A 26,115-nucleotide genomic window follows, 5' to 3' on the forward strand; every position below is an offset into this window, starting at 1 on the left:
TCGAAGCCCCGACGCACCCCCGTCGGGGCTTTCTTCGTTCACACCCAGACGCCGCACCGAACCGCCCTCGAAGGCGGAACGGCGCCGGATGCCCACGGATCCGTCCTCTCCGAGAATCGCAGGTCACGAAGCCGGCGAGGCAGACTCCGTCGTCGAACTCCTCGATCCCGATTCGCCGACCGGCGAGCACGGTCGAGGTGTCGATCTTCACGCGGCGGAGTTGGAACCGGACGCGGGTGGAAACGCCAGTTTCGGCAAGCCGAGATCCGGTCTCGCCGAGGGCGCGTAGAGCTCTGCCGGGGCGACCATGTCCCCTGCTTCGCGCGCGCGCTCGGCGTCGAACCCGGCGAGGAATGCACCGAACGCTCCCGCTGCCGGACGGCGTCGGCGTCCGGTGGTCGGGCCGTCCGCCTCTTCAACGTCCGGTGCATGCGCTCGTGACGACCGTGCTGCTGCGGATGCCCCGGTCGATGCCCCCGATGCGATACCGAGCCGCAGCCGAGGCGCGGCCCCGTCGCCGCGTCGTCCGGGTGTTGAACCAGGTCTCGTCGATGGCGACGCACCTGCCACGCTCACGCGACCCGCTCCGAACGGCTGTCGCTCGGGATGGTAAGCCGACCGAGATCGGGCTGTGATGCCCGGCGCCTCTCGAGCCTGCAGACGCGACGTCGGACCGCGGCCTCGGCAGAGCCGCCTTCCGCCGTCCCATCGAGTTCGATGCGCGTCGATACGCGCAGCGCACACCGAGGGCATCGAGATCGAGCTCGTCAGCGGGACGGCGCCGCCCCCACCTTCGCCCGGACGGCGAACGGCTCGGTGCTCGCTTTCGACACCCACGAGGACGGCGGCGGGCAACGGTTCAGCCACGAGCAGGGCCGCGACGTGCCCGGTCGGGAGGATACGCTGGTGCGGCCTCGATCGGGAACCACGGCCGGTTCTCCGGGAACCGCACGGACACGTCGGTGACCGCAACGGTGCGGAGGCGGGGTGATTACGACGCGATGCGGGCACCCCGGCTCGCGAGATGGGCCGTGGCCGCCTTTATGCGCCCTTTATTCTTCCAGCCGAGATTCCACCGCGCGCCTTTTACGCGACCTCGCGCTACCCCTGCATGACGCGCCCCGCATCCGGGGCCGATGCAGGAGAGCGACCATGCTCGACATCGTCTTCCTCGCCCTCGGGCTCGCATCCCACCCAGATGGTAGGCCTGACGACGCAGAACTTCGTCTCGGCCGCCACCGGCATCGCGGTGGCGAACGCGGTGACCCGCGCCTTCGCGCGCTCGTCGGCGCGCACGCTGGGTAATTTCTGGGTCGATCTCACGCGCTGCACCCTCTACCTGCTGCTGCCGATGGCCGTCGTCCTGGCGCTCGTCCTCGTCGCGCTCGGCGTGCCGCAGACGCTGGACGGCTCCTTCGTCGCGCAGACGGTGGAGGGCGCCGAGCAGGTGGTCTCGGTGGGCCCGGCGGCATCGCAGGTGGCGATCAAGCAGCTCGGCACCAACGGCGGCGGATTCTTCAACGTCAACTCGGCCCTCCCGCTCGAGAACCCGTCCTATTGGACGAACGCGCTCCAGCTCTGGGCCATCGTGGCGGTCCCGCTCGCGCTCGCGGTCACCTTCGGGCGCATGACGGCGCGTCCGCGCGACGGCCTGGTGCTGCTCTCGGTCATGGCGGGCGCGCTCCTCGTCTTCGCCGGCCTCGCCTACTGGGCGGAAAGCGCCGGCAACCCGATCGTCCAGGCGCTCGGCGTCGCGGGCGGCAACATGGAGGGCAAGGAGGTCCGCTTCGGCGAGGCGATGTCCGTGACCTGGGCCGCCTCCACCACAGGCGCCTCGAACGGCTCGGTCAATTCGATGCACGACTCGTTCACGCCGCTCGGCGGCCTCGTGCCGCTCTTCCTGATGCAGCTCGGCGAGACCCTGCCCGGCGGCGTCGGCTCGGGGCTCTACGGCATGCTGGTCTTCGCCGTCCTCGCCGTCTTCGTGGCGGGGCTGATGGTGGGCCGCACGCCGGAATATCTCGGCAAGAAGATCGAGGCGAAGGACGTGAAGATGGCGATGCTCGCCGTCCTCGTGATGCCGCTCTTCATCCTGGGCTTCACGGCGGTCTCGGCGGTGATGCCGGCGACGCTGGCGAGCATCCAGGACGCCGGCCCGCACGGCCTCTCCGAGATCCTGTACGCCTACACCTCGGGCGCCGGCAACAACGGCTCGGCCTTCGCCGGCTTCGGCTCGGACACCTACTGGTACAACACCACGATCGGCCTCTCGATGCTGTTCGGGCGTTTCGCCATCATCGTGCCCGTGATGATGATCGCCGGCTCGCTCCTCGCCAAGCCCCGGCTCGCCCCCTCGCAGGGCACCTTCCCCACCGACACGCCGCTCTTCGCCGACCTGCTCGCGGGCGTGATCCTGATCTTCGGCGGCCTGCAATTCTTCCCCGCCCTCGCGCTGGGTCCCATCGTCGAGCACTTCATGATGCTCGACGGGTCGACCTTCTGACGGCGCACGGAGGCATGATCCCATGACCACGCATACCGACACGACGGCCGCCGCGCCGGCCGGCTTCTCCGGCGCCCTCGTCTCCCGCGCCTTGCGCGACGCGCTCGTGAAGCTCGACCCGCGCGCGCTCGTGCGCAACCCGGTGATCTTCGTCACCGAGGTGGTGGCGCTCCTCGTCACCATTCTCTTCGTCCGCGACCTCGTCGCGGGCGGGGACGCCCTCTTCACCGGCCAGATCGCAGCCTGGCTCTGGTTCACTGTGCTGTTCGCGAACTTCGCCGAGGCCATCGCGGAGGGCCGTGGGCGCGCCCAGGCCGACACGCTTCGCCGCGCCCGCACCGACACGGTGGCCAAGCGCCTCGCCGACCCGGCGCGGCGCGACATCTTCCAGAAGGTGCCGGCCGAGGACCTGCAGGTCGGCGACGTCGTCCTCGTCGAGGCGCGCGACCTCGTCCCCTCCGACGGCGAGGTGATCGAGGGCGTCGCGTCAGTCAACGAGGCGGCCATCACCGGCGAGAGCGCCCCCGTCATCCGCGAGAGCGGCGGCGACCGCTCGGCCGTTACCGGCGGCACCACGGTCGTCTCCGACTGGCTGGTGGTGAAGATCACCGCCGGCGCCGGCGCATCCTTCATGGACCGCATGATCGCGCTGGTGGAGGGCGCCGAACGCGAGAAGACGCCCAACGAGATCGCGCTCGACATCCTGCTCGCGGGCATGACCATCGTCTTCCTGATCGCGGTCGTGACGCTCGCGGGGCTCGGCGCCTATTCCGGCGCGGCGCTCGCGGTGCCTGTGCTGGTGGCGCTCCTCGTCACGCTGATCCCCACCACGATCGGCGGGCTGCTCTCGGCCATCGGCATCGCCGGCATGGATCGCCTGGTGAAGTTCAACGTGCTCGCCATGTCGGGGCGCGCGGTGGAGGCGTTGGGCGACGTCGATACGTTGCTGCTGGACAAGACCGGCACGATCACCTTCGGCAACCGCATGGCCTCCGAGCTGATCGCGGTGCCCGGCGTCACCGAGCGCGAACTCGTGGAAGCGGCGGTGCTCGCCTCGCTCGCGGACGAGACGGCCGAGGGCCGGTCGATCCTCGAGCTCGCGCGCGACCGCTACCGCGCCACGATCCCGCAGACGCCGGAGCTCGCCGACCGGGCCGAGTTCGTCGCCTTCTCCGCGGCGACCCGCCTGTCGGGCGTCGACATGGGCGGGCGGCGGCTGCGCGAGGGCGCGGTCGACGCCGTGCTGCGCTTCGCTCAGAACGAGCCGTCGCAGCGACCGTTCGAGGCGCCGCCGGCCTTCACCGCGGCGGTGGAGAAGATCGCGCGCGCGGGCGGCACGCCGCTCGGGCTCACCGACGGCGGGCGGGTGCTCGGCGTCATCCACTTGAAGGATGTCGTGAAGCCCGACATCAAGGAACGCTTCGCCGAACTGCGTCGCATGGGCATCCGCACGGTGATGGTCACCGGTGACAATCCGGTCACCGCCGCGGCCATCGCCGGCGAGGCGGGCGTCGACGATTTCATCGCCGAGGCGACGCCCCAGGACAAGCTCGACTATATCCGCCGCGAGCAGGCGGCGGGGCGCCTCGTCGCCATGTGCGGCGACGGCACCAACGACGCGCCCGCTCTCGCCCAGGCCGATGTCGGCGTCGCCATGCAGACCGGCACCCAGGCCGCCCGCGAGGCCGGCAACATGGTCGATCTCGACTCGGACCCGACGAAGCTCATCGAGATCGTCGGCATCGGCAAGCAGCTGCTGATGACGCGGGGCGCGCTGACCACGTTCTCGATCGCCAACGACGTGGCGAAGTATTTCGCCATCATCCCGGCGCTCTTCGTCGCGGCGCACGCACCATGGGCGCGCCCGAGCGGCGTCCCGCGCGCCCCGAGCCCGCCGATCACGGCCGGGCAGAGCGCGCCGTTGCTGATCCTCACCGAGCCGGGTGTCGGCTACCGCATTGCGGAGCCGGCGGGCGGCGCGCCTGAAGAGCGGTGAGGCCGCCGTCTCGGCTGTGCCCATGGCGCCGTAGCGAACGGACGGTTTCGCGGGGTGGTCATCGACGGCCTGCGGTACGTCCAGCGCGCACGCTAGATGACCCTGGAAGCCATCGCCGGCATCAGCTGACGATCCCGCCGTCGGCCTGCCGGTCATGGAGCCCTGACGAACGCTCCGGCCAGGCCCAGGATCGCTCGCCGCGTGGAGATCGGGCGCGCGTCGGTCCGCCGCATCCTCGCGGAGGAGCCGCGGAGGTGTCCGGTGGGAGAACCAGAGGGAGAGCCGCAGGGGAGAGGCTCTCGACCCCTAGCGTAAGCCGTTGAGCTGGATGATCTTTTACGATCGAAGCAGAGCTGGCGGAGAGGGGGGGATTCGAACCCCCGATACGGTTGCCCGTATGCCGCATTTCGAGTGCGGTGCATTCAACCACTCTGCCACCTCTCCGAACCGAGGTGGGACCGTGGGCGGGCGCGCCTGGTCCCTCGAGCGGCGGTGGTCGCGATAGCATGGGCGCGCGGGAGCGGCAAGCGGGAAACGTGCGCGGGAGTCGCCGCTCGCCGCCGGCGCCTTCTCAGCGGGTCAGCACCACGAGATGGCCGGGCACCGGGCGGCCCGCGTCGCGGCGGGTGACGACGGGCTCGAGGCGGGCGACGCGCAGGCCGGCGCCGGCCGCGCGCTCCCGCAGGAAGCGCGCGCCGTGGGCGAAGCGGGCGTCCGCGCCGATGGCGTACCCCTCTCCCGCGATCGCCTCGTCGAGCGCCTGCACGGTGAAGGCGAAGAGCCCGCCCTCGGCCAGGGCACCCCGGGCGGCCGCGAGCACGTGGACCGGGTCGCCCACGTAGACGAGCACGTCCGCGGCGAGGATCAGGTCCGCCCCGCCCGCGGGCGCGGCGTCGAGCCAGGCGGTCAGCTCGGCCACCGCGAGCGCGTCGTAGACGCCCTTTTCGCGGGCCTTCTCCACCATCGCGGGCGCGAGGTCGCAGCCTTCGAGGCGCTCCACCCGGTCGCGGATCGCCTCCCCCATCAGCCCCGTGCCGCAGCCGAGATCGAGCGCGCGGGCGAAACGCCGCCCCGGCGCCTGCCGGTCGAGCGCGTCGCGCAGGCATTGCGGCCCGCGATAGCCGAGGTCGCCGGTGAGGTGCTCGTCGAACCGCTCGGCGTAGGTGTCGAACAGGGCGCGCACGTAGCCCGTGCTCATCGCGTCCGCCGCGGGAAGCGCGCCGAGCCGGGCGAGCGTCACGCCCACTCCGAGCGGGTCGTCGGGCTCGAGTGACCGCGCCCGCTCCAGCGCCGCGACCGCGCCCGGCGCGTCGCCCTGCGCGGCGAGCGCCTCGCCGAGCAGCGCCCAGGCCGGCGCGAAGCCCGGCGCACGCTCGAGCGCCTGGGCGGCGAGGTCCGCGGCCGCGGCCGCGTCGCCGTCCTCGAGCCAGCCGGCGGCCCAGGCGTAGCGACGGTCGGCCAGGAGATCGCCCGAGGAACGGTGGACCACGAGCGGCCGGGCCGCGGGGCGCGGTGCCGCCCCGAGGGGGACCGGCGGGCTCATCGCCGACCCCTCGCAGTCACGCCCGAACTCCCGAGAGGGGCCGCGGCGTCGTGGGCCGCCCGGTCGCCGCCGTCCTCGACGATACGCGCCCCGGCCGCCGGCCCCGGCGAGACCGGTCGCCGCCGGAACGACGGCTCCGCCCGCCGCGCGCGGGCGGCGTGCCGCGCGGCGGCTCGCGCCTCGGCGCGAGGAGCGCGGCGGCGGGGAGATCGCTGGCGAGCGAGGCGAACCAGGGCGGGCATTCCGGATTGCGTGGTCGATGCTGCGATCCTAGGATACGGTGCGACGCTCGGGAGTGCAACGCGGCGCATCTCACCACGTTCGGGCCGGGGCTCATCCATGAACGAGCGAGCGAAACCGAAGCCGCCCGGGAAGAGCATGGCTCGGGAGATCGTCGTCGGTATCGTGCTCGCCGCGGTGTCCGGTCTCGTCTCCTGGTTCCTGGCACGGGCGACCTACGATCCGCCCCGTCCTCGAATTTCCGTCTCACCCTCGGAGGCGCTGGTCCCCGGGCTCGGCTTCGTCGAATTCACGACGGAAGCGACTCCCGCAGCGGAACGCCCGAGCGACCTGAGATGGCTGGTGGGGGGACTCGAGCCGACGAGCAACCCGGCGGCGCGTTGCACGCGGGGCGATCATGTCCTGCGCTGCCAATTCCTGCTCCCCGGGATATTCGCCGTTTCCGTGACCCATACGGACCGGAATGGAAACAGCGCCTCCGCGGCTTCGAGGATCACGGTGCGACTCCGGAACGGATACCTCGCGTTTCTTCTGATGAGCGACGATCCGCAGGCCGAGAAAGCATTCTTCTACGGCGTCGATTGGACCCTCCTGCAGTCACTCACCACGACGCCCATCGTCCTCGAGCATCCCGAAACGGGGATGCCGACGTTCGCCTCGAACGTCGAGCAGCCGGCCGAGAACGGCAGCGAGTCCTGGCGGGGTGCCGCGGCGGGACTCAAGATCGCAGTTCCTCCGATCGCCGGCGACAGGGACGCGTTCATGGCGGAGTTCGAGAGGATCGGCTTGGTGCCGGTCGTGATGGCCCTCGGCGAGGTGCTTCCGGCGCAGACTGCCGGCGCAGTCGACGCGGGTTTCGCTCTGATCGATTCTCCGACGGCATTGCCGGAGTTCGCGGAACGCGTGAGATAGCGTCCCTCTTCCCCGTCGAGGTCCCGCACCGCCGTCGCCGTCACGGCTCCCCCGCGGGCGCCCGGTGCCGCCGCGGCGGGTCGATGCGGCGCGGTGCGCGAGACGATCGGCGTGGCCGCCGCGCCGATCGGGCAGCGCTGGGCCCCGGAGCGCCCTCGAGGCGGGCATGCACCGTCGACCCCCCCGATCGCGCGTCTAGGGCGCGAGGCTCGGCACGGCCGCCGATGCGGCCGCGTGGTGCGCGAGCCCGTTGCCGCGCGCGGGGGGGCGGCGCGAGCCCGCCCTGAGCGCGCCGGGCAGGACCTCGCCGAGGAAGGTCGCGAGCTGGCGGACGCTGGAGCGCCGGCGCGCCTCCTCGCGCACGACGATCCAGACCTCCTGGTCCGGCAGCGGGCCGTAGCCCTCCACCCGCACGAGCTCGGGATGCTCGCGGGCCACGACGTCCGGCAGCACGCCCTGGCCGAGCCCGCCGCGCACCGCCTCGACGAAGCTCGCGAGCTCGTTCGTGACGAAGGCGATGCGCCGCACCGGGTGCTGCTCGCGCAGCACCGAGTCGATGCGGCTCGCGCGACCCGCGGCGGGCGCCCAGATCACCAGCGGCTGGTCCGCGGGCGCATCCGCGACCGCCCAGACCGAGAGCGGCAGCGAGGCCACGCGCCGCACGGTGAAGCGGCCCTTCTTGGGGCGCGAGAGGCGCACCGCGATGTCGACCTCGCTCGTCTCGAAGTCGCTCACCTCCGGCGCGGCGTTGAGCACGACGCGCAGATCCGGCCAGCCTTCCGCGAATCGCGGCAGCGCGGGCACGATGAGCCGCGCCAGCGTCGGGATGCAGGTGAGGTGGACCTCCTGGTAGCGCGCGGCGGCGGGGTCGGGCCCGGCGGCGCGCCCGACGATGCGCTCGATCTCCTCGCAGCGCGTGAGCAGCGCCTCGCCGTCGCGGCTGAGCTCCAGCCCGCGGCTGCGGCGCAGGAACAGCGCCGTGCCGAGCTGGTTCTCCAGCGCCGCCACGTGGCGGCTGAGCGTCGCCGCGCTGACGCCGAGCGCGTCCGCTGAGGTGCGCAGGCTCGGCATGCGCGCGACAACGAGGAAGAGACGCAGATCGTCCCAGTTGATGCGCGGCGTTTCATCGGCCATGCGTCGTTCCGCTTCGCTCGAGCCCTGCCCGAGGGAAAGCTACCCGTCGTCCTGATTGCCGGTCAACTCGGTACATACCCCATAGGTAGCGTCGACTCGGCGACCGAGCCGGCACGGCCTCGGGCTCTCTCCGCTCTTGCCGCGGCCATCCCGCCCCACTAGCTTGACCCGGGTCCACCCGGGCGCGCAGGCGGATCGCGCCCGCGTCCGGAGCGTCCGTTCTCGGATCGAGAGGCCGTCCACGCATGCCCACCACCAAGTCCCCGACGCCGCGGGACGCCGAGTACATCGCCGATCGGCGCCGGCTCCGGCGCAAGCTGACCTTCTGGCGCGTCGCCGGCGTGATCGCGGCGATCGTCGCCGTCGTCGCCGTCGGCTGGCGGGTCGCGGGGATCGACGGCGGGCCGATCTCCGCCGGCCGCGACCACGTCGCGCGGGTCTCGGTCGAGGGTCTGATCACGACCGATCGCGAGGCGGCGGAGATGCTGCGGGAACTCGCGCGCACCGACAGCGCGCGGGGCGTGATCCTGCGCATCGACAGCCCCGGCGGCACGACGACGGGCGCCGAGGAGCTGTTCGCCGCCCTGCGCGAGGTGGCCGAGGCGAAGCCCACCGTCGCCTTCGTCGACGGGCTCGCGGCGTCGGGCGGCTACATCGCCGCGCTCGGGGCCGACCACATCGTCTCGCGCCAGACCGCGATCGTCGGGTCCATCGGCGTGCTCATCCAGGTGCCGAACGTCTCGGGGCTCCTGGACGAGCTCGGCATCGAGGTGCTCGAGATCAAGTCGACGCCGCTCAAGGCGGCACCCTCGCCGGTCTCGCCGATCGAGCCGGGCGCGGTCGAGGCCATCGAGGTCGTGATCGCCGACACCTACCGCTGGTTCGTCGAGATCGTCGGCGAGCGCCGGCCGCTCACCCAGGCGGAGGTGGCGGGGGTCTCCGACGGGCGCGTGTGGAACGGCCGTCAGGCGCTGGCGCTCGGCCTCGTCGACGCGATCGGCGACGAGGACACGGCGCGCGACTGGCTCGCGGAAGCCGGCGTGAACGCGGACCTGCCTGTGCGCGACTGGGAGCCGAAGCGCGCGGACGACCCGTTCGACGTCTTCCTCGCGGGCTCGGTCCTCGCCGATCTCGCGGGCTTCGAGACCCTCTCGGCCACGCTCGCGCGCGCATCGTCGGGAACCCGCGGCTTTCGGCTTGACGGGCTTCTCGCGCTCTGGCAGCCTCGAATCGAAAACTAAAACATTTTCAACATGCTAGGCGAGATATGATCAAGTCCGAGCTGGTCATGCGCATCGCGGAGCAGAATCCGCACCTCTATCAGCGCGACGTCGAGAACATCGTCGGCGCGATCCTGGAGACGATCGCGGACGCCCTCGCCCGCGGGGACCGCGTCGAGCTGCGCGGGTTCGGCGCCTTCTCGGTGAAGCGGCGGGACGCGCGCATCGGGCGCAACCCGCGCACCGGCGAGACCGTTGCCGTGGCCGAGAAGGCGATTCCCGTCTTCAAGACCGGCAAGGAGATGCGCAACCGGCTCAACCGCGACGGCCTGGGCGATCGCGCCGACGAAGCCGACGAGGACGCCGGCGCGGCGGGCGGCGTGGCGCAGATCGCCGCGGCGCGCTAGTCTGGCGCCGCACGCATCGATCCGCCATCGCGTCCGCGCGCCGCACGCCCGGCCGGAGCCCGTATCCTGGAGGACCTCCCATGAGGCGCATCGTCTCGCTCCTGATCCTCGTCCCCTTCGCCCTCCTGGTGGCGCTGCTGGCCATGGCCAACCGGGTGCCGACGCGGATTTCGCTCGACCCGTTCACGCCGGAAAACCCGGTCTGGTCCGTGACCGGGCCGCTCTGGGTCGTGCTGTTCGTCACCTTCACGGTGGGCGTCGTCGTCGGCGGCTGCGCCGCCTGGCTCGTGCAGGGCAAGCACCGCAAGGCCGAGCGCACCTACAAGCGCGAGGCCACCCGGCTCGAGAGCGAGGTCGAGCGCGCCAAGGCGCGGGAGGCCGAGACCGGCATGCCGGCGCTCGCCGGCCCGCGCGGGCGATGAGCGGGCGGGAATCGCTCGCCGTCGTCTCCGCCTCGGACATCGACCGCGCGCTGACGTTCCCGGGCCTCGTCGACGCGCTCGAGGCGGCCTTCCGCGGCGATCTCGTCGCGCCGGTGCGCCACCATCACGGCGTCGCGCGGCCCGACGGCGATGCGACGCTGCTGCTGATGCCGGCCTGGACCGGCTGCCGCGAGACCGCGGCGAGCGCCGACGGCGCCGCGCTCGGCGTCAAGATCGTCGCGGTCTTCCCCGGCAACGGCGCACGCGGCCTCGCCTCCGTCCAGGGCGTCTACTACCTCGCCGACGGGGCGACCGGCGTGCCGCGGGCGGTGTTCGACGGCGCCCGCCTGACCCTGTGGCGCACCGCCTGCGCCTCCGCGCTCGCCGCCCGCCGTCTCGCCCGGCCCGACGCCGCGCGCATGACCATGGTCGGCGCCGGCGCGCTCGCTCCCTTCCTGATCCGCGCGCACATGAGCCAGCGCCCGATCGAGGCCGTGACGATCTGGAACCGCGATCCCGCCAAGGCGCGGGCGCTCGCCGCGGATCTCGCCGCGCAGGGCCTGCCGACGACGGCGAGCGCGGACCTGGAGAGCGCGGTCCGCGCGGCCGACCTCGTCTCCTGCGCCACACTCTCCCGGGAGCCGCTGGTGCGCGGCGCGTGGCTGGCGCCGGGCGCCCATCTCGACCTCGTCGGCGCCTTCAACCCGTCGATGCGCGAGGCCGACGACGAGGCGCTGCGGCGCGCCGCGGTCTTCGTCGACACGCCCGCGGCGCTGGAGGAGGGCGGCGACGTCGCAATCGCCATCCGAGACGGTGCCATCGCGCGCGATCACGTGCGCGGCGACCTCTTCGGCCTGTGCCGCGGCGCGGTCCCCGGGCGCGCGCACGCGGACGCCGAGGCGATCACGCTGTTCAAGTCCGTGGGCGCGGCCATCGAGGATCTCGCCGCGGCGATGGCGGTGATGGCGGTGCGCAGCGTTGTCGACGGAGGGACGGGCTGAACTGGCGGCCGTCCTCTTGCTGCTGTCTTCGGTTGCGCGTTTCAGGAGTTCGTGTTTTCCTTACGATCACTCGTGGGGGCTGTAGCCAATGGACATCCTGAACTTCTTCCGATCGTGGCCTCAGCTCATCGTCAACGCACTCGAGAAGCGACGGGAGCGCGACGAGGCGTTCTTTAGGGACATAATCGAGCCCTGCTACAACCAATTTGTCGATTATCATCTCGATTATTGCCAGATGTTTCGGATTCTCGATCGTATTCGAAAAAATGATCTCACGGATTGGGAGTCAATAGACGAGGATGTGCGCAAAGAATTCTTGCAGAAGCGACAACAAAGAGAATTTCATCGTGATTTTTTTCGAGAAGGCGTAGCATCTCTAATCAATCAAGTATCTAATCGTGCTGATACAGATATCACTAAATTTTGCGTTGCTATATATGCATATTTTATACTCGATGAAGATGATTCGCCATACTTAGATGACGAGGCAACAGAGCGATGGATTCAGATGTTGAGCGCAAGGGACGGATCTCAGACCTTTCGTAGTCCCACGCAGTCTGTCGCAATAACAGTCAGAGGAGCGACGCAGGCTTCCGAGATACTGGAAGTCCGTGACGTCGCCCTCGGCAAAATATGCATCAAGGCGACCTACGTACAAGATTTCTACGTCCGTAACCGCATGCGAATGTACCAATAGCGCGACGTGTGGACACTCGGGTTCAGCTCGCCGCCACGCCCGCGAAGAGCCCCGCCACGTCCTGCGCCGCGCGCTCGCCCTCCGCCCAGGCGCCGCCGATCGTGCCCCAGAGCGTCGACGAGGTCGCCTCTCCCGCCAGTACGATGCGTCCGCCGACGGGCTCGCGCAGGGCCGCGCGGGCGCCGTGGGCGCCGGGGGGCGCGGTCGTCCAGGCGCCGGCCGAGAAGCGGTCCTCGCCCCAGCGGCTCGCGTGCAGCACCCGCAGCCCCGCGACCGCCTCGCGCCCGAAGCGGGCGGCGAGGCTCTCGCGCACGAAGCCGGCGCGGGCCTCCGGCGAGCCGAGACGCCCCACCAGCGCCCCGCCGAGATCGGCGTAGTGCAGCACGCCGCCGTCGAAGTTCGCGAGCAGGCCGAGGTTCGCGTCCGCGTCGCCGTCGAAGACGACGGTGGTGTTCGCCGCCTCCCGCAGCGGCCCGCCGGGCCAGGCGAGGACGACGTGCTCGTAGGAGGCCGGGCGCAGCGCGCCGAGCGCGTCGCGGGTCGCGGCGGGGAGCGGCGGATCGAACACGATGTCGCCGCGTGCGAGGACCGGCACCGGCACGGTGACGACGAGCGCGCGCGCGCCGAGCGTGCCGCGATCGGTCTCCACGCGCACCTCCCGGCCCGACCAGTCGACGCGGGTGGCGCGGGTGGCGAGCGCGACGGGCAGCCCGTCGGCGAGGCGCGCCACGAGGGCGCCGTATCCGCCGGCGACGAAGAGGTCGAGATCGTCCTTCGCCGCCGCGAAATCGGCCGCGCCGATCGCCTCGAGCGCCACGCCGCAGGCGAAGGGGCCGTGGGCGAACGCCAGCGCGTCGCGGTAGGGTTGGGCCCGCGGCGCGAGCCGCGCGAGGGCGGCCGAGGCCGGCGCGAGGTCGCCGCCGGCGCCGATCTCGGAGATCGCCGCGTCGAGGTCCGCCCAGCCCTCGTGGAACCGGCGGGTCTCGATCGCGTCCGCCTCGCGGGCGCCGAGGATCAGGCGCGGCTCCTGCGGGGCGTCGAAGAGCGGCAGCCCGAGGCGCCGCGCCTCGCCGACGAGGCCGTTGTCGTCGGCCGCGTGCAGCCAGTGCGCCCCGAGATCGACCGCCTGGCCGGCGATGCGCGCGGTCAGCGCGCGCCCGCCGACGCGGTCGCGGGCCTCGATCAGGACGACGGAGAAGCCGTCCGCCAGGAGCCGGCGGGCGGCGGCGATGCCGGCGGCGCCGGCACCGAGGATCGCCACGTCCGCCGATCGGGGCGCGGGCGCGACGCGCGCGCGCCGCACCGGAGTGGGATCCGGCGCCGCCGGCGCGTCGGGACTTCGAGAGGGCATGCGGATGTCGTCCGAGGGCCGCCGACGGCGGGATCGCGCGGGAGATGCGCCGATGCCGGGCGCTCCGCAAGCGGCCATGGGCGCGGCGCTTGCGCGCAGGGCATGCAGCCGAGCGCAGACATCCGGGCGTGGTACGTAGGTGCCGCGAAGCCCGCGTGTCGATTACATACATGCCTATGCACGCGTCTCGCCGTATAGCCGAAGCTCAGCGGTTGCCATTCGGGCTCGGCTCCGTTAAGTTCTCATCGAAACGTGGGTTCCCGCATAGCACTCCGTTGGGCCGGGGTCACATTTTGCATGCGCTAGTCGTATCGCAGCTGCGGAATCTGCTATCGCCACCTTCGTCGATGCTCTCATCGGCGCACCGCCGCTGCGCGTATTGGGAGAGGCATGAACGACAAGATCGTCGTCGAGAACCTTTACAAGATCTTCGGGCCCGACCCGGAGGACGCGCTCGCGCTGGTCCGTCGGGGCCTGAACAAGGACGAGATCTTCGCGCGCACCGGCAACACGGTCGGCGTGTGCGATGCGTCCTTCACGGTTCGCGAGGGCGAGATCTTCGTGATCATGGGCCTGTCCGGGTCGGGCAAGTCCACGATGGTGCGGATGTTCAACCGGCTGATCGAGCCCACCGCCGGATCGATCGCGATCGACGGACGCGACATCACCAAGCTCGACGAGGCCGGCCTGCGCGCGCTGCGCCGCACCACGATCTCGATGGTGTTCCAGTCCTTCGCGCTGCTCCCCCACGTCAAGGTCGTCGACAACGTCGCCTTCGGCCTCGAACTCGCCGGCATGGGCCGCGAGGAGCGGCGGGAGCGGGCGCTCGCCGCGCTCGAGCAGGTCGGGCTCGCCGCCAACGCCGAGAGCTATCCCGACGAGCTCTCCGGCGGCATGCAGCAGCGCGTCGGCCTCGCCCGGGCGCTCGCCGCCGACCCGCCGATCCTCCTGATGGACGAGGCCTTCTCCGCGCTCGACCCGCTGATCCGCTCGGAGATGCAGGACGAACTCATCCGCCTGCAGGACGAGAAGAAGCGCACGATCATCTTCATCAGCCACGATCTCGACGAGGCCATGCGCATCGGCGACCGCATCGCCATCATGCAGGGCGGCATCGTCGTGCAGGTCGGCACGCCCGACGAGATCCTCAAGAACCCGGCGAACGCGTACGTGCGCTCCTTCTTCCGCGGGGTGGACGTGTCGAAAGTGCTCACCGCCGCCGACATCGCCACCAAGACGCAGGTGACCATCATCGACAAGCCCGAACAGGGCCCGCGGGCGGCGCTGCGGCTGCTCGGCGACTTCGATCGCGAGTGGGGCTTCGTGATCGGCCGCGGCCGCCGCTTCGCCGGCGTCGTCTCGGTCTCCTCGCTGGAGCAGGCGCGGCACGACGACGCCCCGCTCGACGCCGCGCTGATGCCGGAGATCGCGACCGTCCGGCCGGAGGCGCCGCTGGGTGAACTGATGGGCGTCGTCGCGACCGCGCCCTATCCGGTGCCGGTGGTCGACGAGGAGGGCCGCTATCGCGGCGCGGTCTCGCGCACGTCGCTCCTGCAGGCGCTCGACGGCCTCCCCGGCGAGGCCGAGGCGACGTTCGAGCCCCCGATCGATGCGGACGAGGCCGGCGCGCCCCGTCCCGTCGCCGCGGCCGGGGAGTGACCATGATGCAGACCTTCGCCTTCAACCCGCTCTACCCGTTCGAGACGCTCGAGATCCCCTTCGACGACTGGGTGGACGACGCGTTCCGCTGGATCGCCGGCGCGCGCCCGGTCTTCCAGGCGATCCGCCAGCCGATCGACTGGGTGCTCGAGGGCATCACCGACCTGCTGCTGTTCCTGCCGCCCGGCCTCATGATCGCGCTCCTCGCGCTCGTCGCCTGGCAGATCGTCGGCGGGCGGCTCGCGATCGGGACCGCTCTGTCGCTGTTCTTCGTCGGCCTGATCGGTGCCTACGAGCAGTCCATGGTGACGCTCGCGCTGGTGCTGACGGCGGTATTCTTCTGCGCGGTGATCGGCGTGCCGCTGGGCATCCTGGCCGCGCGCTCCGACCGGTTCGAGACGGGACTGCGCCCTGTGCTCGACACGATGCAGACGACGCCTGCCTTCGTCTATCTCGTGCCGATCGTGGTGCTGTTCGGCATCGGCAACGTGCCCGGCGTGATCGTGACGATCATCTTCGCGGTGGCGCCGCTGATTCGGCTGACCAACCTCGGCATCCGCCAGGTGCCCAAGGACGTGATCGAGGCCGCCAACGCCTTCGGCGCATCTGGCCGGCAGCTCCTGTTCAAGGTGCAATTGCCGCTCGCCACCAAGACGATCATGGCCGGCGTCAACCAGTCGCTGATGCTCGCGCTCTCGATGGTGGTGATCGCCTCGATGATCTCGGTGGGCGGGCTCGGCCAGATGGTGCTGCGCGGCATCGGGCGGCTCGACATGGGGCTCGCGGTGATCGGCGGCATCGGCATCGTCGTTCTCGCCATCGTGCTCGACCGGATGACCCAGGCGCTCGCGTCGTCCGAGCGCGAGCGCGGCGGGCGGCGCTTCGTCGAGCGCGGGCCGATCGGCCTCGTGCGCGGCTTGACCGCCGGGCGCAGCGCGAGCGCGGCCACGGCGGCGACGCAGCGCGGCCGCTGAGGCGCGAAGGAGAATCGCACGCGAGCGACGGCCCGCTTCTCGCGCGGCCGTCGCGCGTCGATGCGGCGCGCGGACCCGTCCGGGGCCGCGCGACCGCCGACCGAGGCAGGGCCCGTCGGGCTCCGACCGAAATCAAGCGAGAGGAGAAACTCATGCGAACCACGACGACCGCCAGCGCGATCGCGCTGATCGCGGCGCTCGGGCTCATCGCCCAAGGACCGGCCCCCGCGTCGGCTCAGGACGCCCCCGCCATGCCCGGCGAGGGCAGGACCGTCCAGCCGATGACCTCCGGCATCGCCGAGGAGATCTTCCAGCACGAGATCCTGTTCGAGGGCCTGCGCCGACTCGGCTACGAGGTCGAGGATCCGCTCGAGGGCGAGTACGCCGTCATGCACGTGGCGCTCGGCCAGGGCGACGCGGACTTCACCGGCGTGCACTGGAACCTGCTGCACCAGGAGTTCTTCGAGAATTCCGGCGGCGAGGACCGGATGGTCAAGCTCGGGACCTTCATCGACAACGTCCTCCAGGGCTACCTGATCGACAAGGCGACCGCCGACGAGCACGGCATCACCAACCTCGAGCAGCTCAAGGACCCGGAGATCGCCGCGCTCTTCGACGCCAACGGCGACGGCACCGCGGACCTGACCGGCTGCAACCCCGGTTGGGGCTGCGAACTGGTGATCGAGCACCAGATCCCGGAATACGGGCTCGGCGACACGGTGCGGCACAATCAGGGCAGCTACTTCGCCCTGATGGCGGACACGATCGCTCGCTTCGAGCGCGGCGAGCCGGTCCTGTACTACACCTGGACGCCGCTGTGGGTCTCGGGCGTGCTCGTCCCGGGCGAGGACGTCGAGTGGCTCGAGGTGCCATACACCTCGCTGCCGAACAACCCCGACGCCACCGCCGAGGACACCTCCGCCGAGGGCAAGAACCTCGGCTTCGCGGTCGACGAGATCCGCGTGCTCGCCAACCGCGGGTGGGCCGAGGAGAATCCGCAGGCCGCCCGCTTCCTGGAACTCGCCGAGATCCCGATCAACGACGTCTCGGCGCAGAACCTGCTCATGCAGCAGGGCGAGGACTCGATGGACGACATCGAGCGGCACGCGCGGGAGTGGATCGAGGAGAACGTCGACCGGTTCGACGCCTGGCTCGACGAGGCCCGCGCCGTCGAGGGCTGATCGCCCGCGGCACGCGATTAAGCGAGGAAGGGCGGCGTCCGGCGGACGCCGCCCTTTCCGGTTCCGAGACGCGGCGAGTCCCTCTCGCGGGTATCCCGTCGCGGCCTCCCGTGCTACCCCGTGGCCGATCCAGATCCGATCGAAGGAGCAGAGCCATGGCCGCGCAAACGCCCGTCGAGACCCGCGTCTTCCGCTGTCTCTCCGACAATATCGGCGTCCTCGTCCGCGATCCCGCGACGGGCGCCTGCGCCGCGATCGACGTGCCCGACGCCGCCGCCGTCCTGAAGGCGGCGGAGGAGGCCGGCTGGCGGATCACGGACATTCTCGTCACGCACAAGCACGCCGACCACGTGCAGGGCATACCCGAGATCGTCGCCGCCACCGGCGCGCGCGTCGTTGCGCCGGCGAAGGGTCCGGCGATCGCCGGCGCGGCGCAGACCGTGGCGGAGGGCGACACGGTGACGGTCGGCGATCTCGTGGCGGCGGTCTGGGAGACGCCCGGGCACTGCGAGGACCACGTGACCTTCCACTTCGCGGGGGCGAGGCTGCTCTTCCCCGGCGACGTGCTCTTCCCGATGGGCTGCGGGCGCGTCTTCGGAGAGGGCTACGACGACCTGTGGCGGGCGCTCTCCCGCATCGCCGCGCTGCCGGACGACACGGTCGCCCATTGCGGCCACGACTACACCCGCGCGAACGCCCGCTTCGCGCTGGCCGCCGACCCGGACAACGCCGCCCTCCAGGCCCGCGCCCGCGAGGCGGAGGAGAAGGCCGCGGCCGGCGTCCTGTTCGGCTCGACCAGCGTGGGCGAGGAGAAGGCGACGAACCCGTTCGTCCGCGCGACCGAGCCGGCGCTCGCCCGCGCGGTGAGCCTCGAGGGACGCCCGGCGAACGAGGTCTTCCGCGCGCTGCGCGAGTGGAAGAACCGGTTCTGAGGGAGGCCGCCATGGCGCATGCGATCGACGGGCTCACCGCGGACGAGGTCGTGGCGCGGCTCGGCCTCGCCCCGCACCCCGAGGGCGGCTTCTACCGCGAGACCTGGCGCGATCCGCGAAACGACGCGTCCGGCCGCGCCGTCTCGACGGCGATCTACTACCTGCTCGGGATCGGCGACATGTCGGAATGGCACCGCGTCGACGCGGCGGAGGTCTGGCACTTCTACGCCGGCGCGCCGCTCGTGATCACGCTCTCGCCCAACGGCCACGACGCCGAGGCGCGCCACCTCGGTCCGGACATCGCCCGGGGCCAGGCGCCGCAGATCGTGGTGCCCGCCGGCTGGTGGCAGACGGCCACCTCGCTCGGTGCCTGGACGCTGGTGGGCTGCACGGTGGCGCCGGGGTTCGACTTCGCCGGCTTCGAGATGGCCCCGCCCGGCTGGCGGCCGACGCCCAGGAGCTGACGAACGCGGTAAGGAACGCTTAACCCTAACGAAGGGTGAAGATTGCGCGCGCGGACGCGTTCCGGTTCGGTACGCCCGGTTATCGACCGAGGAGTGAGCCGTGACCGGATCCGCGCTCGTGCGCGCCCAGCGCGCCCGCCTGATCGCGCAGGAGCAGGCGCAGACCTCCACCGAGATCGCGGCGTCGCGCGCGGGCCGGCGCGTGATCCTGGCGCTCGGCCTCGCGGCCGCGATGGTGCTCGCCGGGGCAGGCGTCGTCGCCGGGCCGGACGCGCTCGCCTTCTTCCGGGCGGACCGGGCGGCGGGGAACGGGGTCGCGCCGTTCGGCCGGCCCGACACGCCGGCGGCGACCGAGCTCGCGCGGCGCGCACCGGTCGTCGCGCCCGCGCGGCTCGTCGCCGACCCGCCGGTCCCGGCCCGCGCCGCGGCTCCCGCGCCCGCCCCCGCTCCCGTCCCCGCGCGCTTCAGCTTCTGCGTGCGCACCTGCGACGGCTACTTCTTCCCGCTCGGCGACCTGCGCACCGCACGCGACCTCGCGCTGCACGAGGAGGCCTGCGCCGCCGCCTGCCCGGCCGCCGAGACGGCGCTCTTCGCCGCGACCGGCTCGCGCGACGTCGCGGACGCCCGCGCGCTCGCCGGCGGGGAGCGCTACGTCGACCTCCCCCGGGCCTTCGCCCACCGCGATATCCGCGTCGCGGACTGCGGCTGCGCCCTGCCGGAGCGCAGCGCCGCCGAGCGCCTCGCCGCCGGAGACCGCACGCTGCGGCCCGGCGACGTCATCGTCACCGCCGAGGGCGCGCGCATCGTCGGCCGCGACGGCTCGCTGCCGGACGTCGAGGCGCCCGGCGCCGCCCCGCGCGCGCTGCGCACGATGGTCGCCGCCGCGCTCGGGCCGCGGCACGCGGCCGTCTGGCGCGCCTACGCGCGGAGCCGCCCGGACGCGGTGCCCGACGAGCCGACGCGCACCGCGTCGATCCCCGCCGCCGAAGCGCGGGCGATCACGATGGCGATGCTGCCGCCCCGGCGCCCGGCCGGGCTCGACGGGGCGCCGGTCGCCATACCCGCAGCGACGCCCGCGCCGACGGGATTCGCGATCGTCACGGGCGTATTGCCCCCACCCCGGCCTGCCACCCTCGCGGCCGCGCCCCTCGTCGCCGCCGTCGTCTCGCGCCCGCAGGCCGAACCGCGCCGGCTCGCCCGCGCCGGCGGGTTCATCGCGCTGAACTGAGGCGGGACGGCAGGATCTCGGGGGCGATCTCGTCCGCCGTGAAGCGCCTGCCGTCCGCGGTGACGAGCTCCGCCGAGCCGTCGCAGCCGATCCCGAGCGTGTAGGTGCCGCTGCAGCGGGCGAGCTGGCGGCTCGCCTCGACGATGCCCTCGCGCCAGCCGCGCGTCTCGAGCGCCTCGAGCGCCCGTGTCGAGCAGGTCGGACGGAACAGGCAGATCCGGCCCGTGTGCCGCGACAGATGGCGCTTGTAGAGGCGGATCGCCGCGATGCCGGCCGCCGCGGCGGCACGGTCGAGCGCGGGAGGCAGGTCGGGGACGCGTGCCGCGGCGTGGACGAGCCCGCAGCAGGCGCGGGAGAGGCGAAGGCTCACGACCGGGCGCTCGTGCGCGCTCAGCGGCGCAGCTTGATCGCGGTGCCCCAGCCGTAGACCTCGAACACCGAAGTCTGGTTGCCGGTGCAGCCGGTCGTGCGGCTCGTCAGGCGGTAGTCGTAGCCGATGTGGATGACGCCGTCGCCGCCCGAGCGGCGCGCCGCCTCCTGGAGCGTCGCCGTCACCTCGCCGTAGGCCTCCTGGACCGGCAGGCCGCCGGGCCCGCCGCACCCCGTCTGCGGCGGGGTGCGCGACGCCACCGCGTGCACGACGCCGATCACGTCGTAGGCCTCGTTGATGTTGCCCGTCGCCGTCAGCATGCCCACCCCCCGGTTCGCACGATCGTCCCCCCAGCATAGTCACGCGCTCTGCTTGCGCAAGTCGCCGCGTCCCGTGGCGATTGCGCGATCAGCCGCCCGCCGGCAGCCCCAGGCTCGCGGCGATGGAGGCGAGGTGGTCGCGCATGGCGCGCTCGGCCGCCTCCGGCCGGCGGGCGGCGATGGCGTCGACGACGGCGAGATGCTCGGCGGCGAGCGCCGCGCGGCGCTCCGGCGAGCGGGTGCTCTCGCGCAGGCGCCGCCAGACCGGATCCTCCCGCACCGCCTCGATCGCCTCGAACACCGCGAGGAAGAGGCCGTTGCGCATGGCCTCGGCGATGCGGCGGTGAAACGCCTGGTCCCAGCGCTCGTAATCCGCGTCCGTCTCGGCGTCGCGGGAGCGCTCGGCCAGCCGGCGCAGGCCCTCGACGTCGACGGGCGCGGCGCGCAGGGCCGCGTGGCGGGCGAGCACGGGCTCGATCTCGAGGCGCACCTCCATGATCTCGGCGGGGCTGGTGAGCGCCGCGATCCCGGCGAAGCGCCGCGCCTTGGGGGCGGGCGGAGCGGAGACGAAGGTGCCCTGTCCCTGCCGCCGCCAGATCAGGCCCTGCGTCTCCAGCGCGTCGAGCGCCCGGCGCACCGCGCGCCGGCCGACCCCGAGCGCCTCGGCGATCTCGCGCTCGGGCAGGACGCGCCCCTTGGCGACGACGAAGCTGCCGTCCGCGAGCGCGACGCGCAGGCGCGCGAGGACGGGATCGGCGTCGGCCGTGTCGTCCGCGGTCGCGTCGATGATCTCGGCCCGGATCTCGCCCATGACGCTCTCGGCATGTTTTCTCTGCACCAATACACATTGGTACGATCATTATCACGCCCTGTCGAGCCCCGCCGCATCGCGGCGGCGTGTCGACACGCGCGGCGATGCGGCGTGCGCTCGGGCAATCGGCGCATATAGAATGAGCAGGCTTCGGCTTGCACGAAAAATGGGCCGTGTCTAAGCTTCGGCGTCCGGTCGGGTTGGTCGAAGCCGCGCCCGACCCGCGTAGCAATCGTGATTGGTTCGGCGTCCTGCGGCGCCGCGAAAGGATGCGTCCCGTGCAGCTGCGCCACGACATGCCCTACGCCTCGCGTCGCTCGCCGGTGCTCGCGAAGAACATGGTCGCGACCTCGCAGCCGCTCGCGGCGCAGGCGGGCCTGCGCATGCTGCTCGCCGGCGGCAACGCGGTCGACGCCGCGCTCGCCACCGCGATCGCGCTCACCGTGCTGGAGCCCACCGGCAACGGTCTCGGCTCCGACGCCTTCGCCATCCTCTGGGACGGCGAGCGGCTGCACGGGCTCAACGCCTCGGGCCGCTCCCCCGCCGGCTGGTCGCCGGACCGCTTCCCGAACGGCATGGCCGAGCGCGGCTGGGAGAGCGTCACCGTGCCCGGCGCCGTCTCGGCCTGGGTGGCGCTGTCGGATCGCTTCGGCGAGCTGCCCTTCGCCGACCTGTTCGCCCCCGCCATCGGGTACGCGTCCGAGGGCTTCCCCGTCTCGCCGGTGATCGCGGCGCTGTGGAAGCGCGCCGAGCGCACGCTCTCGCACCAGCCGGGCTTTTCCGACCACTTCCTGCCCGGCGGCCGCGCGCCGGCGGCGGGCGAGATCTTCCGCTCGCCGGACATGGCGGCGAGCCTCGCGGCCATCGCCGAGAGCCGGGGCGAGGCCTTCTACCGCGGCGCGCTCGCCCGGCGCATCGCCGACTTCGCCCGCGCCCACGGCGCCGTGCTCGACGAGGACGACCTCGCCGCCCACGAGGCCGACTGGTGCGGCACGGTGTCGGCCACCTACGGTGACGTCGCGCTCCACGAGATCCCGCCCAACGGCCAGGGCATCGCCGCCTGCATGGCGCTCGGCATGACGCGCCATCTCGGCCTCGAGCGCTACGCCCCGGACGATCCGGTTGCGCTCCACCTCCAGATCGAGGCGATGAAGCTCGCGCTCGCCGACGCGGAGGCTTACGTCGCCGACGAGGCGGCGATGACGGAGGTGACCGCGCGCGACCTCCTCGACGAGGGCTATCTCGCCGCGCGCGCGGCGCTGATCGATCCCGCGCGGGCGCAGGACTTCGGCGCCGGCGCGCCGAGGCACGGCGGCACGGTCTACCTCACCGCGGCCGACGCCTCGGGCATGATGGTCTCCTACATCCAGTCGAACTACGCCGGCTTCGGATCGGGCGTGGTCGTGCCGGGGACGGGCATCTCGCTGCAGAACCGCGGGCTCGGCTTCGTCACGACGCCCGGGCACCCCAACCGGGTCGGCCCGCGCAAGCGGCCCTTCCACACCATCATCCCGGGCTTCCTGATGAGGGGCGACGCGCCGCTGATGAGCTTCGGCGTGATGGGCGGGCCGATGCAGGCGCAGGGGCATCTGCAGATGACGCTGCGCACGCAGGTCTGGGGCCAGGATCCGCAGACGGCCGCCGACGCGCCGCGCTGGCGCTTCGTCTCGGGCCGCACCGTCGCCATCGAGGACAGCCTCGGCACGGCGGCGCTCGATGCGCTCGGCGGCCTCGGCCACGCGATCGAGGTCGAGGCGCCCGACGCGAGCTTCGGCTTCGGCGGCGCGCAGCTGATCCACCGCATCGAGGGCGGGTGGGCCGGCGGCTCCGATCCGCGCAAGGACGGGCAGGTCGTCGGCTATTGAGAGACGCGAGGAGGGGCGCATGACCTGGTCGATCGTCGCGAGGGACCCCGAGAGCGGCGCCATCGGCATCGCGGTGGCGAGCCGCTTCTTCGCGGTGGGCGCGCGCGTGCCCTTCATCGCGCCCGGCGTCGGCGCGGTCGCGACGCAGGCCCTGATCAACCCGCTCTACGGCCCGCGCGGCCTCGACCTCCTGCGCGGCGGCGCCGGCGCCGCGGAGGTCGTCCACGCCCTCGTCGCCGAGGACGCGGGGCGCGATCATCGCCAGGTCCAGGTGATGGACGCCCGCGGCCGCTTCGCCGCGCACACCGGGGCGGAGTGCGTCGACTGGTGCGGCGCGATCTCCGACGATCTCTGCGGGCTCGCCGGCAACATGCTCGCGGGGCCGCAGGTGCTCGACGAGACCGCCCGCGCCTACCGCGAGAACGCCGACCTGCCCTTCCCGCGCCGGCTCGTCGTGGCGATGGCGGCGGGCGAGGCGGCGGGCGGCGACAAGCGCGGCAAGCAGTCCGTCGGGCTCGTGATCCACGGCACGGAGGACTGGCCCGACCTCGACATCCGCGTCGACGACCATCCCGAGCCCATCGCCGAGCTCGCCCGGCTGGAGCGCGTCTCCCGCGAGCGCTGGGTGCACTTCAAGCGCTACCTCGCGACGAGGGCCGACCCCGTCGGCATCACGGACCGCGCCCGCATCGACAGCGAGATCGCCGCCGCGATCGCGGCGGCGCAGGCGCAGGACGCAGCCGGGGAGGCGCCCGCGGCATGAGCGAGGCGCCGATCCTCAGCGTCGAGAACCTCGCCGTCGGCTTCACCGGGCCGGACGGGCGCCGCACGCGGGCCGTCGACGGCGTGTCGTTCACCGTGGCGCCCGGGCGTACGCTCGGGATCGTGGGAGAATCGGGCTGCGGCAAGAGCGTGACCTCGCTCGCGGTGATGGGGCTCCTGCCGAAGGCCGGCACCAGCGTGACGGGCCGCGTCGTCTTCGACGGGCGCGATCTCCTCGCGCAGAGCGAGCGCGCGCTGCGCGACCTGCGCGGCGACCGGCTCGCGATGATCTTCCAGGAGCCGATGACATCGCTCAACCCGTCCTACACGATCGGCGACCAGATCGTTGAGGCGATCGTGCGCCACCGCCCGGTCGGCAAGCGCGAGGCCGCCGAGCGCGCGGTGGAGATGCTCGCGCGCGTGCGCATCCCCGAGCCGGCGCGGCGCTTCCGGGACTACCCGCACAAGCTGTCGGGCGGCATGCGCCAGCGGGTGATGATCGCCATGGCGCTCGCCTGCGCGCCGCGCCTCCTCATCGCCGACGAGCCGACGACGGCGCTCGACGTGACGATCCAGGCGCAGATCCTCGACCTGATGCGCGCCCTGCGCGAGGAGACCGGCACCGCCGTCGTGCTGATCACCCACGACCTCGGCGTGGTCGCGGAGGTCTGCGACGACGTCGCGGTCATGTATGCCGGCCAGGTGGTGGAGCGCGCGCCGGTGGAGGAGCTGTTCCGGTTCCCGCAGCATCCCTACACGGTGGGGCTCATGGGCTCGCTGCCGCGCTTCGACCGCGCCCGCGGGCGCCTCGCGGCGATCGAGGGCGCGGTGCCCGACATGTCGCGCCCGCCCGCCGGCTGCCGCTTCGCGGCGCGCTGCCCCTTCCGGATCGAGCGCTGCGCGACGATGCCGGACCTCGTCGACATCGGCGGGGGCCGTGCCACCCGCTGCTGGCGCGCGCCGCTGGAGGAGCTCGCCGCATGAAGCCCTCCTCCGCGCCCGTCCTGGAGGCGCACGACCTCGTCAAGCACTTCGTCGCCGAGCGCACGCTCTTCGGCCGCACGACGGCGAGCGTCAAGGCGGTCGACGGCGTCTCGCTCGCGGTCCACCCCGGCGAGACGCTGGCGCTCGTGGGGGAATCCGGCTGCGGGAAGTCGACGCTCGGGCGCATGATCCTGCGCCTCGTCGAGCCCACCAGCGGGCGCATCGTGGTCGACGGCGCGGACGTCACGCACGCCCGCGAGCGCGACCTCAGGGGGCTTCGCCGCACGGCGCAGATCGTCTTCCAGGACCCGTTCGCCTCGCTCAACCCGCGCATGACGGTGGGCGAGATCCTGGCCGAGCCGCTGATGCTGCACGCGGTGGTGCCGGCGGCGCGGCGCGCGGCGCGGGTGGCGGAGCTGCTCGAGGCGGTGGGGCTCAATCCGCGCCAGGCGGCGCGCTTTCCCCACGAGTTCTCCGGCGGCCAGCGCCAGCGCATCGTCATCGCCCGCGCGCTCGCCGTCGAGCCGAAGGTGATCGTCTGCGACGAGCCGGTCTCGGCGCTCGACGTCTCGATCCGCGCGCAGATCCTCAACCTCCTGGAAGACCTCCAGGCGCGGCTCGGCCTCGCCTACGTCTTCATCTCCCACGACCTCGGCGTGGTGCGCCACATCGCCGACCGGGTCTGCGTGATGTATCTCGGGCGCATCGTCGAGACCGGCACGACCGACGAGATCTTCGAGAACCCGCGCCACCCCTACACGCGCGCGCTGCTCTCGGCGATCCCGGCGCCCTCGCCGCTGGCGCGCCGCGAGCGGCGGCTGCTCGAGGGCGACGTGCCGAGCCCGCTGTCGCCGCCCTCGGGCTGCCACCTGCGCACGCGCTGCCCGCACGTCGAGCCGGTCTGCGCGAAGGACCGCCCGCCGCTCGCGCCGGTGAGCCCGACCCACGCTACCGCCTGCCTCTTCGCCACGACGCTGCCCGACGCGCGCGATCTCGCGCCGCGCGAGCCGCCCCGCGATCCGAGGCTCGAGACGCTCTTCGCCGCCTTCGCCGGCGACGACGAGGCCGCCGCGGCGAAGGCCGCGGCGCAATGAGGGGAACCCGCCGGGAAAGCCGGCACGAGAAGGGAGACATCTCGA

At 72.5% G+C, this 26,115-nt stretch carries 23 protein-coding genes, 1 tRNA gene and 1 pseudogene; 18 read left to right on the forward strand and 7 right to left on the reverse strand.

The features are described 5' to 3' along the window. Positions 1 to 1,183 precede the first annotated feature (1,183 nt). Positions 1,184 to 2,503, forward strand: a pseudogene (kdpA, locus tag AB9M23_RS20215) (potassium-transporting ATPase subunit KdpA); the annotation flags it as partial. A gap of 22 nt (positions 2,504 to 2,525) precedes the next feature. Then, positions 2,526 to 4,499, forward strand: a complete 1,974-nt coding sequence (kdpB, locus tag AB9M23_RS20220; RefSeq protein ID WP_372426422.1) for a potassium-transporting ATPase subunit KdpB — start codon at positions 2,526 to 2,528, stop codon at positions 4,497 to 4,499. Between the two features lie 354 nt (positions 4,500 to 4,853). Here kdpB and AB9M23_RS20225 read toward each other — a convergent pair. Both AB9M23_RS20225 and AB9M23_RS20230 read right to left on the reverse strand, forming a co-directional pair. Continuing rightward, positions 4,854 to 4,943, reverse strand: a tRNA-Ser gene (locus AB9M23_RS20225). A 127-nt stretch (positions 4,944 to 5,070) separates the two neighbouring features. Next, complete coding sequence (locus AB9M23_RS20230) at positions 5,071 to 6,042, reverse strand: methyltransferase domain-containing protein (RefSeq protein ID WP_372426423.1); 972 nt, start codon at positions 6,040 to 6,042, stop codon at positions 5,071 to 5,073. Positions 6,043 to 6,420: 378 nt separating this feature from the next. Here AB9M23_RS20230 and AB9M23_RS20235 point away from each other — a divergent pair, with 378 nt between their 5' ends. Continuing rightward, a complete protein-coding gene (locus tag AB9M23_RS20235) occupies positions 6,421 to 7,194 on the forward strand; it encodes a hypothetical protein (protein WP_372426424.1) in 774 nt (257 codons plus the stop codon). Between the two features lie 195 nt (positions 7,195 to 7,389). Here AB9M23_RS20235 and AB9M23_RS20240 read toward each other — a convergent pair whose 3' ends face one another. Beyond that, positions 7,390 to 8,328, reverse strand: a complete 939-nt coding sequence (locus AB9M23_RS20240) for a LysR family transcriptional regulator (RefSeq protein WP_372426425.1) — start codon at positions 8,326 to 8,328, stop codon at positions 7,390 to 7,392. A gap of 245 nt (positions 8,329 to 8,573) precedes the next feature. On the opposite strand from AB9M23_RS20240, the gene sppA reads away from it, so the two are divergent. The 5 genes from sppA (at position 8,574) to AB9M23_RS20265 (ending at position 12,075) form a co-directional block, all read left to right on the forward strand. Then, positions 8,574 to 9,569: a signal peptide peptidase SppA gene (gene sppA, locus AB9M23_RS20245; protein ID WP_372426426.1), complete on the forward strand. Its 996-nt coding sequence runs from the start codon at positions 8,574 to 8,576 to the stop codon at positions 9,567 to 9,569. Between the two features lie 26 nt (positions 9,570 to 9,595). Further along, positions 9,596 to 9,955: an integration host factor subunit beta gene (ihfB, locus tag AB9M23_RS20250; protein ID WP_372426428.1), complete on the forward strand. Its 360-nt coding sequence runs from the start codon at positions 9,596 to 9,598 to the stop codon at positions 9,953 to 9,955. Between the two features lie 80 nt (positions 9,956 to 10,035). Further along, a complete protein-coding gene (locus AB9M23_RS20255; RefSeq protein ID WP_372426429.1) occupies positions 10,036 to 10,377 on the forward strand; it encodes a lipopolysaccharide assembly protein LapA domain-containing protein in 342 nt (113 codons plus the stop codon). Continuing rightward, positions 10,374 to 11,378 (forward strand): bifunctional Delta(1)-pyrroline-2-carboxylate/Delta(1)-piperideine-2-carboxylate reductase, encoded by a 1,005-nt coding sequence (gene lhpI, locus AB9M23_RS20260; protein ID WP_372426430.1) that lies wholly within the window; start codon positions 10,374 to 10,376, stop codon positions 11,376 to 11,378. Before AB9M23_RS20255 ends, lhpI begins: the two co-directional genes overlap by 4 nt. 88 nt (positions 11,379 to 11,466) lie before the next feature. Next, the gene (locus tag AB9M23_RS20265; protein WP_372426431.1) at positions 11,467 to 12,075 is read left to right on the forward strand and encodes a hypothetical protein; all 609 of its coding nucleotides are present in this window, start codon (positions 11,467 to 11,469) and stop codon (positions 12,073 to 12,075) included. A 22-nt stretch (positions 12,076 to 12,097) separates the two neighbouring features. Here AB9M23_RS20265 and AB9M23_RS20270 read toward each other — a convergent pair whose 3' ends face one another. Beyond that, positions 12,098 to 13,336: a flavin monoamine oxidase family protein gene (locus tag AB9M23_RS20270; protein ID WP_372426433.1), complete on the reverse strand. Its 1,239-nt coding sequence runs from the start codon at positions 13,334 to 13,336 to the stop codon at positions 12,098 to 12,100. Positions 13,337 to 13,816: 480 nt separating this feature from the next. Here AB9M23_RS20270 and proV point away from each other — a divergent pair, with 480 nt between their 5' ends. From proV to AB9M23_RS20300, 6 genes are all read left to right on the forward strand, one after another. Then, the gene (gene proV / locus AB9M23_RS20275) at positions 13,817 to 15,085 is read left to right on the forward strand and encodes a glycine betaine/L-proline ABC transporter ATP-binding protein ProV (RefSeq protein WP_372426435.1); all 1,269 of its coding nucleotides are present in this window, start codon (positions 13,817 to 13,819) and stop codon (positions 15,083 to 15,085) included. A 2-nt stretch (positions 15,086 to 15,087) separates the two neighbouring features. Beyond that, complete coding sequence (gene proW, locus AB9M23_RS20280) at positions 15,088 to 16,059, forward strand: glycine betaine/L-proline ABC transporter permease ProW (protein WP_372426436.1); 972 nt, start codon at positions 15,088 to 15,090, stop codon at positions 16,057 to 16,059. 152 nt (positions 16,060 to 16,211) lie between these two features. After that, positions 16,212 to 17,240 carry a glycine betaine/L-proline ABC transporter substrate-binding protein ProX gene (gene proX / locus AB9M23_RS20285; protein ID WP_372426437.1) on the forward strand — a complete coding sequence of 343 codons (1,029 nt, stop codon included), beginning with the start codon at positions 16,212 to 16,214 and terminating at the stop codon, positions 17,238 to 17,240. A gap of 155 nt (positions 17,241 to 17,395) precedes the next feature. After that, entirely contained in the window at positions 17,396 to 18,172 is a 777-nt protein-coding gene (gene gloB / locus AB9M23_RS20290) for a hydroxyacylglutathione hydrolase (protein WP_372426438.1), read from the forward strand. A gap of 11 nt (positions 18,173 to 18,183) precedes the next feature. Next, positions 18,184 to 18,636, forward strand: coding sequence for a cupin domain-containing protein (locus AB9M23_RS20295; RefSeq protein WP_372426440.1), 453 nt, complete (start codon positions 18,184 to 18,186; stop codon positions 18,634 to 18,636). 100 nt (positions 18,637 to 18,736) lie between these two features. Beyond that, positions 18,737 to 19,864 carry a DUF2865 domain-containing protein gene (locus tag AB9M23_RS20300; protein ID WP_372426441.1) on the forward strand — a complete coding sequence of 376 codons (1,128 nt, stop codon included), beginning with the start codon at positions 18,737 to 18,739 and terminating at the stop codon, positions 19,862 to 19,864. On the opposite strand, the gene yidD is transcribed toward AB9M23_RS20300, so the two are convergent. From yidD to AB9M23_RS20315, 3 genes are all read right to left on the reverse strand, one after another. Then, a complete protein-coding gene (gene yidD, locus AB9M23_RS20305; RefSeq protein WP_372426443.1) occupies positions 19,848 to 20,234 on the reverse strand; it encodes a membrane protein insertion efficiency factor YidD in 387 nt (128 codons plus the stop codon). The genes AB9M23_RS20300 and yidD overlap by 17 nt on opposite strands. 20 nt (positions 20,235 to 20,254) lie before the next feature. Beyond that, on the reverse strand, positions 20,255 to 20,554 hold the full coding sequence (locus tag AB9M23_RS20310) for a hypothetical protein (protein WP_372426444.1): 300 nt from the start codon (positions 20,552 to 20,554) through the stop codon (positions 20,255 to 20,257). Positions 20,555 to 20,642: 88 nt separating this feature from the next. Continuing rightward, the gene (locus tag AB9M23_RS20315; protein WP_372426445.1) at positions 20,643 to 21,365 is read right to left on the reverse strand and encodes a FadR/GntR family transcriptional regulator; all 723 of its coding nucleotides are present in this window, start codon (positions 21,363 to 21,365) and stop codon (positions 20,643 to 20,645) included. A 269-nt stretch (positions 21,366 to 21,634) separates the two neighbouring features. Between AB9M23_RS20315 and AB9M23_RS20320 the strand changes: the two genes are divergently transcribed. The 4 genes from AB9M23_RS20320 to AB9M23_RS20335 are packed head-to-tail and all read left to right on the forward strand — an operon-like array spanning position 21,635 to position 26,070. Continuing rightward, positions 21,635 to 23,230 (forward strand): gamma-glutamyltransferase family protein, encoded by a 1,596-nt coding sequence (locus AB9M23_RS20320; RefSeq protein WP_372426446.1) that lies wholly within the window; start codon positions 21,635 to 21,637, stop codon positions 23,228 to 23,230. A gap of 19 nt (positions 23,231 to 23,249) precedes the next feature. Then, the gene (locus AB9M23_RS20325; protein ID WP_372426447.1) at positions 23,250 to 23,993 is read left to right on the forward strand and encodes a DUF1028 domain-containing protein; all 744 of its coding nucleotides are present in this window, start codon (positions 23,250 to 23,252) and stop codon (positions 23,991 to 23,993) included. Then, positions 23,990 to 24,976, forward strand: coding sequence for an ABC transporter ATP-binding protein (locus AB9M23_RS20330; protein WP_372426449.1), 987 nt, complete (start codon positions 23,990 to 23,992; stop codon positions 24,974 to 24,976). Before AB9M23_RS20325 ends, AB9M23_RS20330 begins: the two co-directional genes overlap by 4 nt. Next, entirely contained in the window at positions 24,973 to 26,070 is a 1,098-nt protein-coding gene (locus AB9M23_RS20335) for an ABC transporter ATP-binding protein (protein WP_372426450.1), read from the forward strand. The genes AB9M23_RS20330 and AB9M23_RS20335 overlap by 4 nt, the downstream gene beginning before the upstream one ends. Positions 26,071 to 26,115: the final 45 nt, after the last annotated feature.

The organism is Salinarimonas chemoclinalis (assembly GCF_041514305.1).
Lineage (GTDB): Bacteria > Pseudomonadota > Alphaproteobacteria > Rhizobiales > Beijerinckiaceae > Salinarimonas > Salinarimonas chemoclinalis.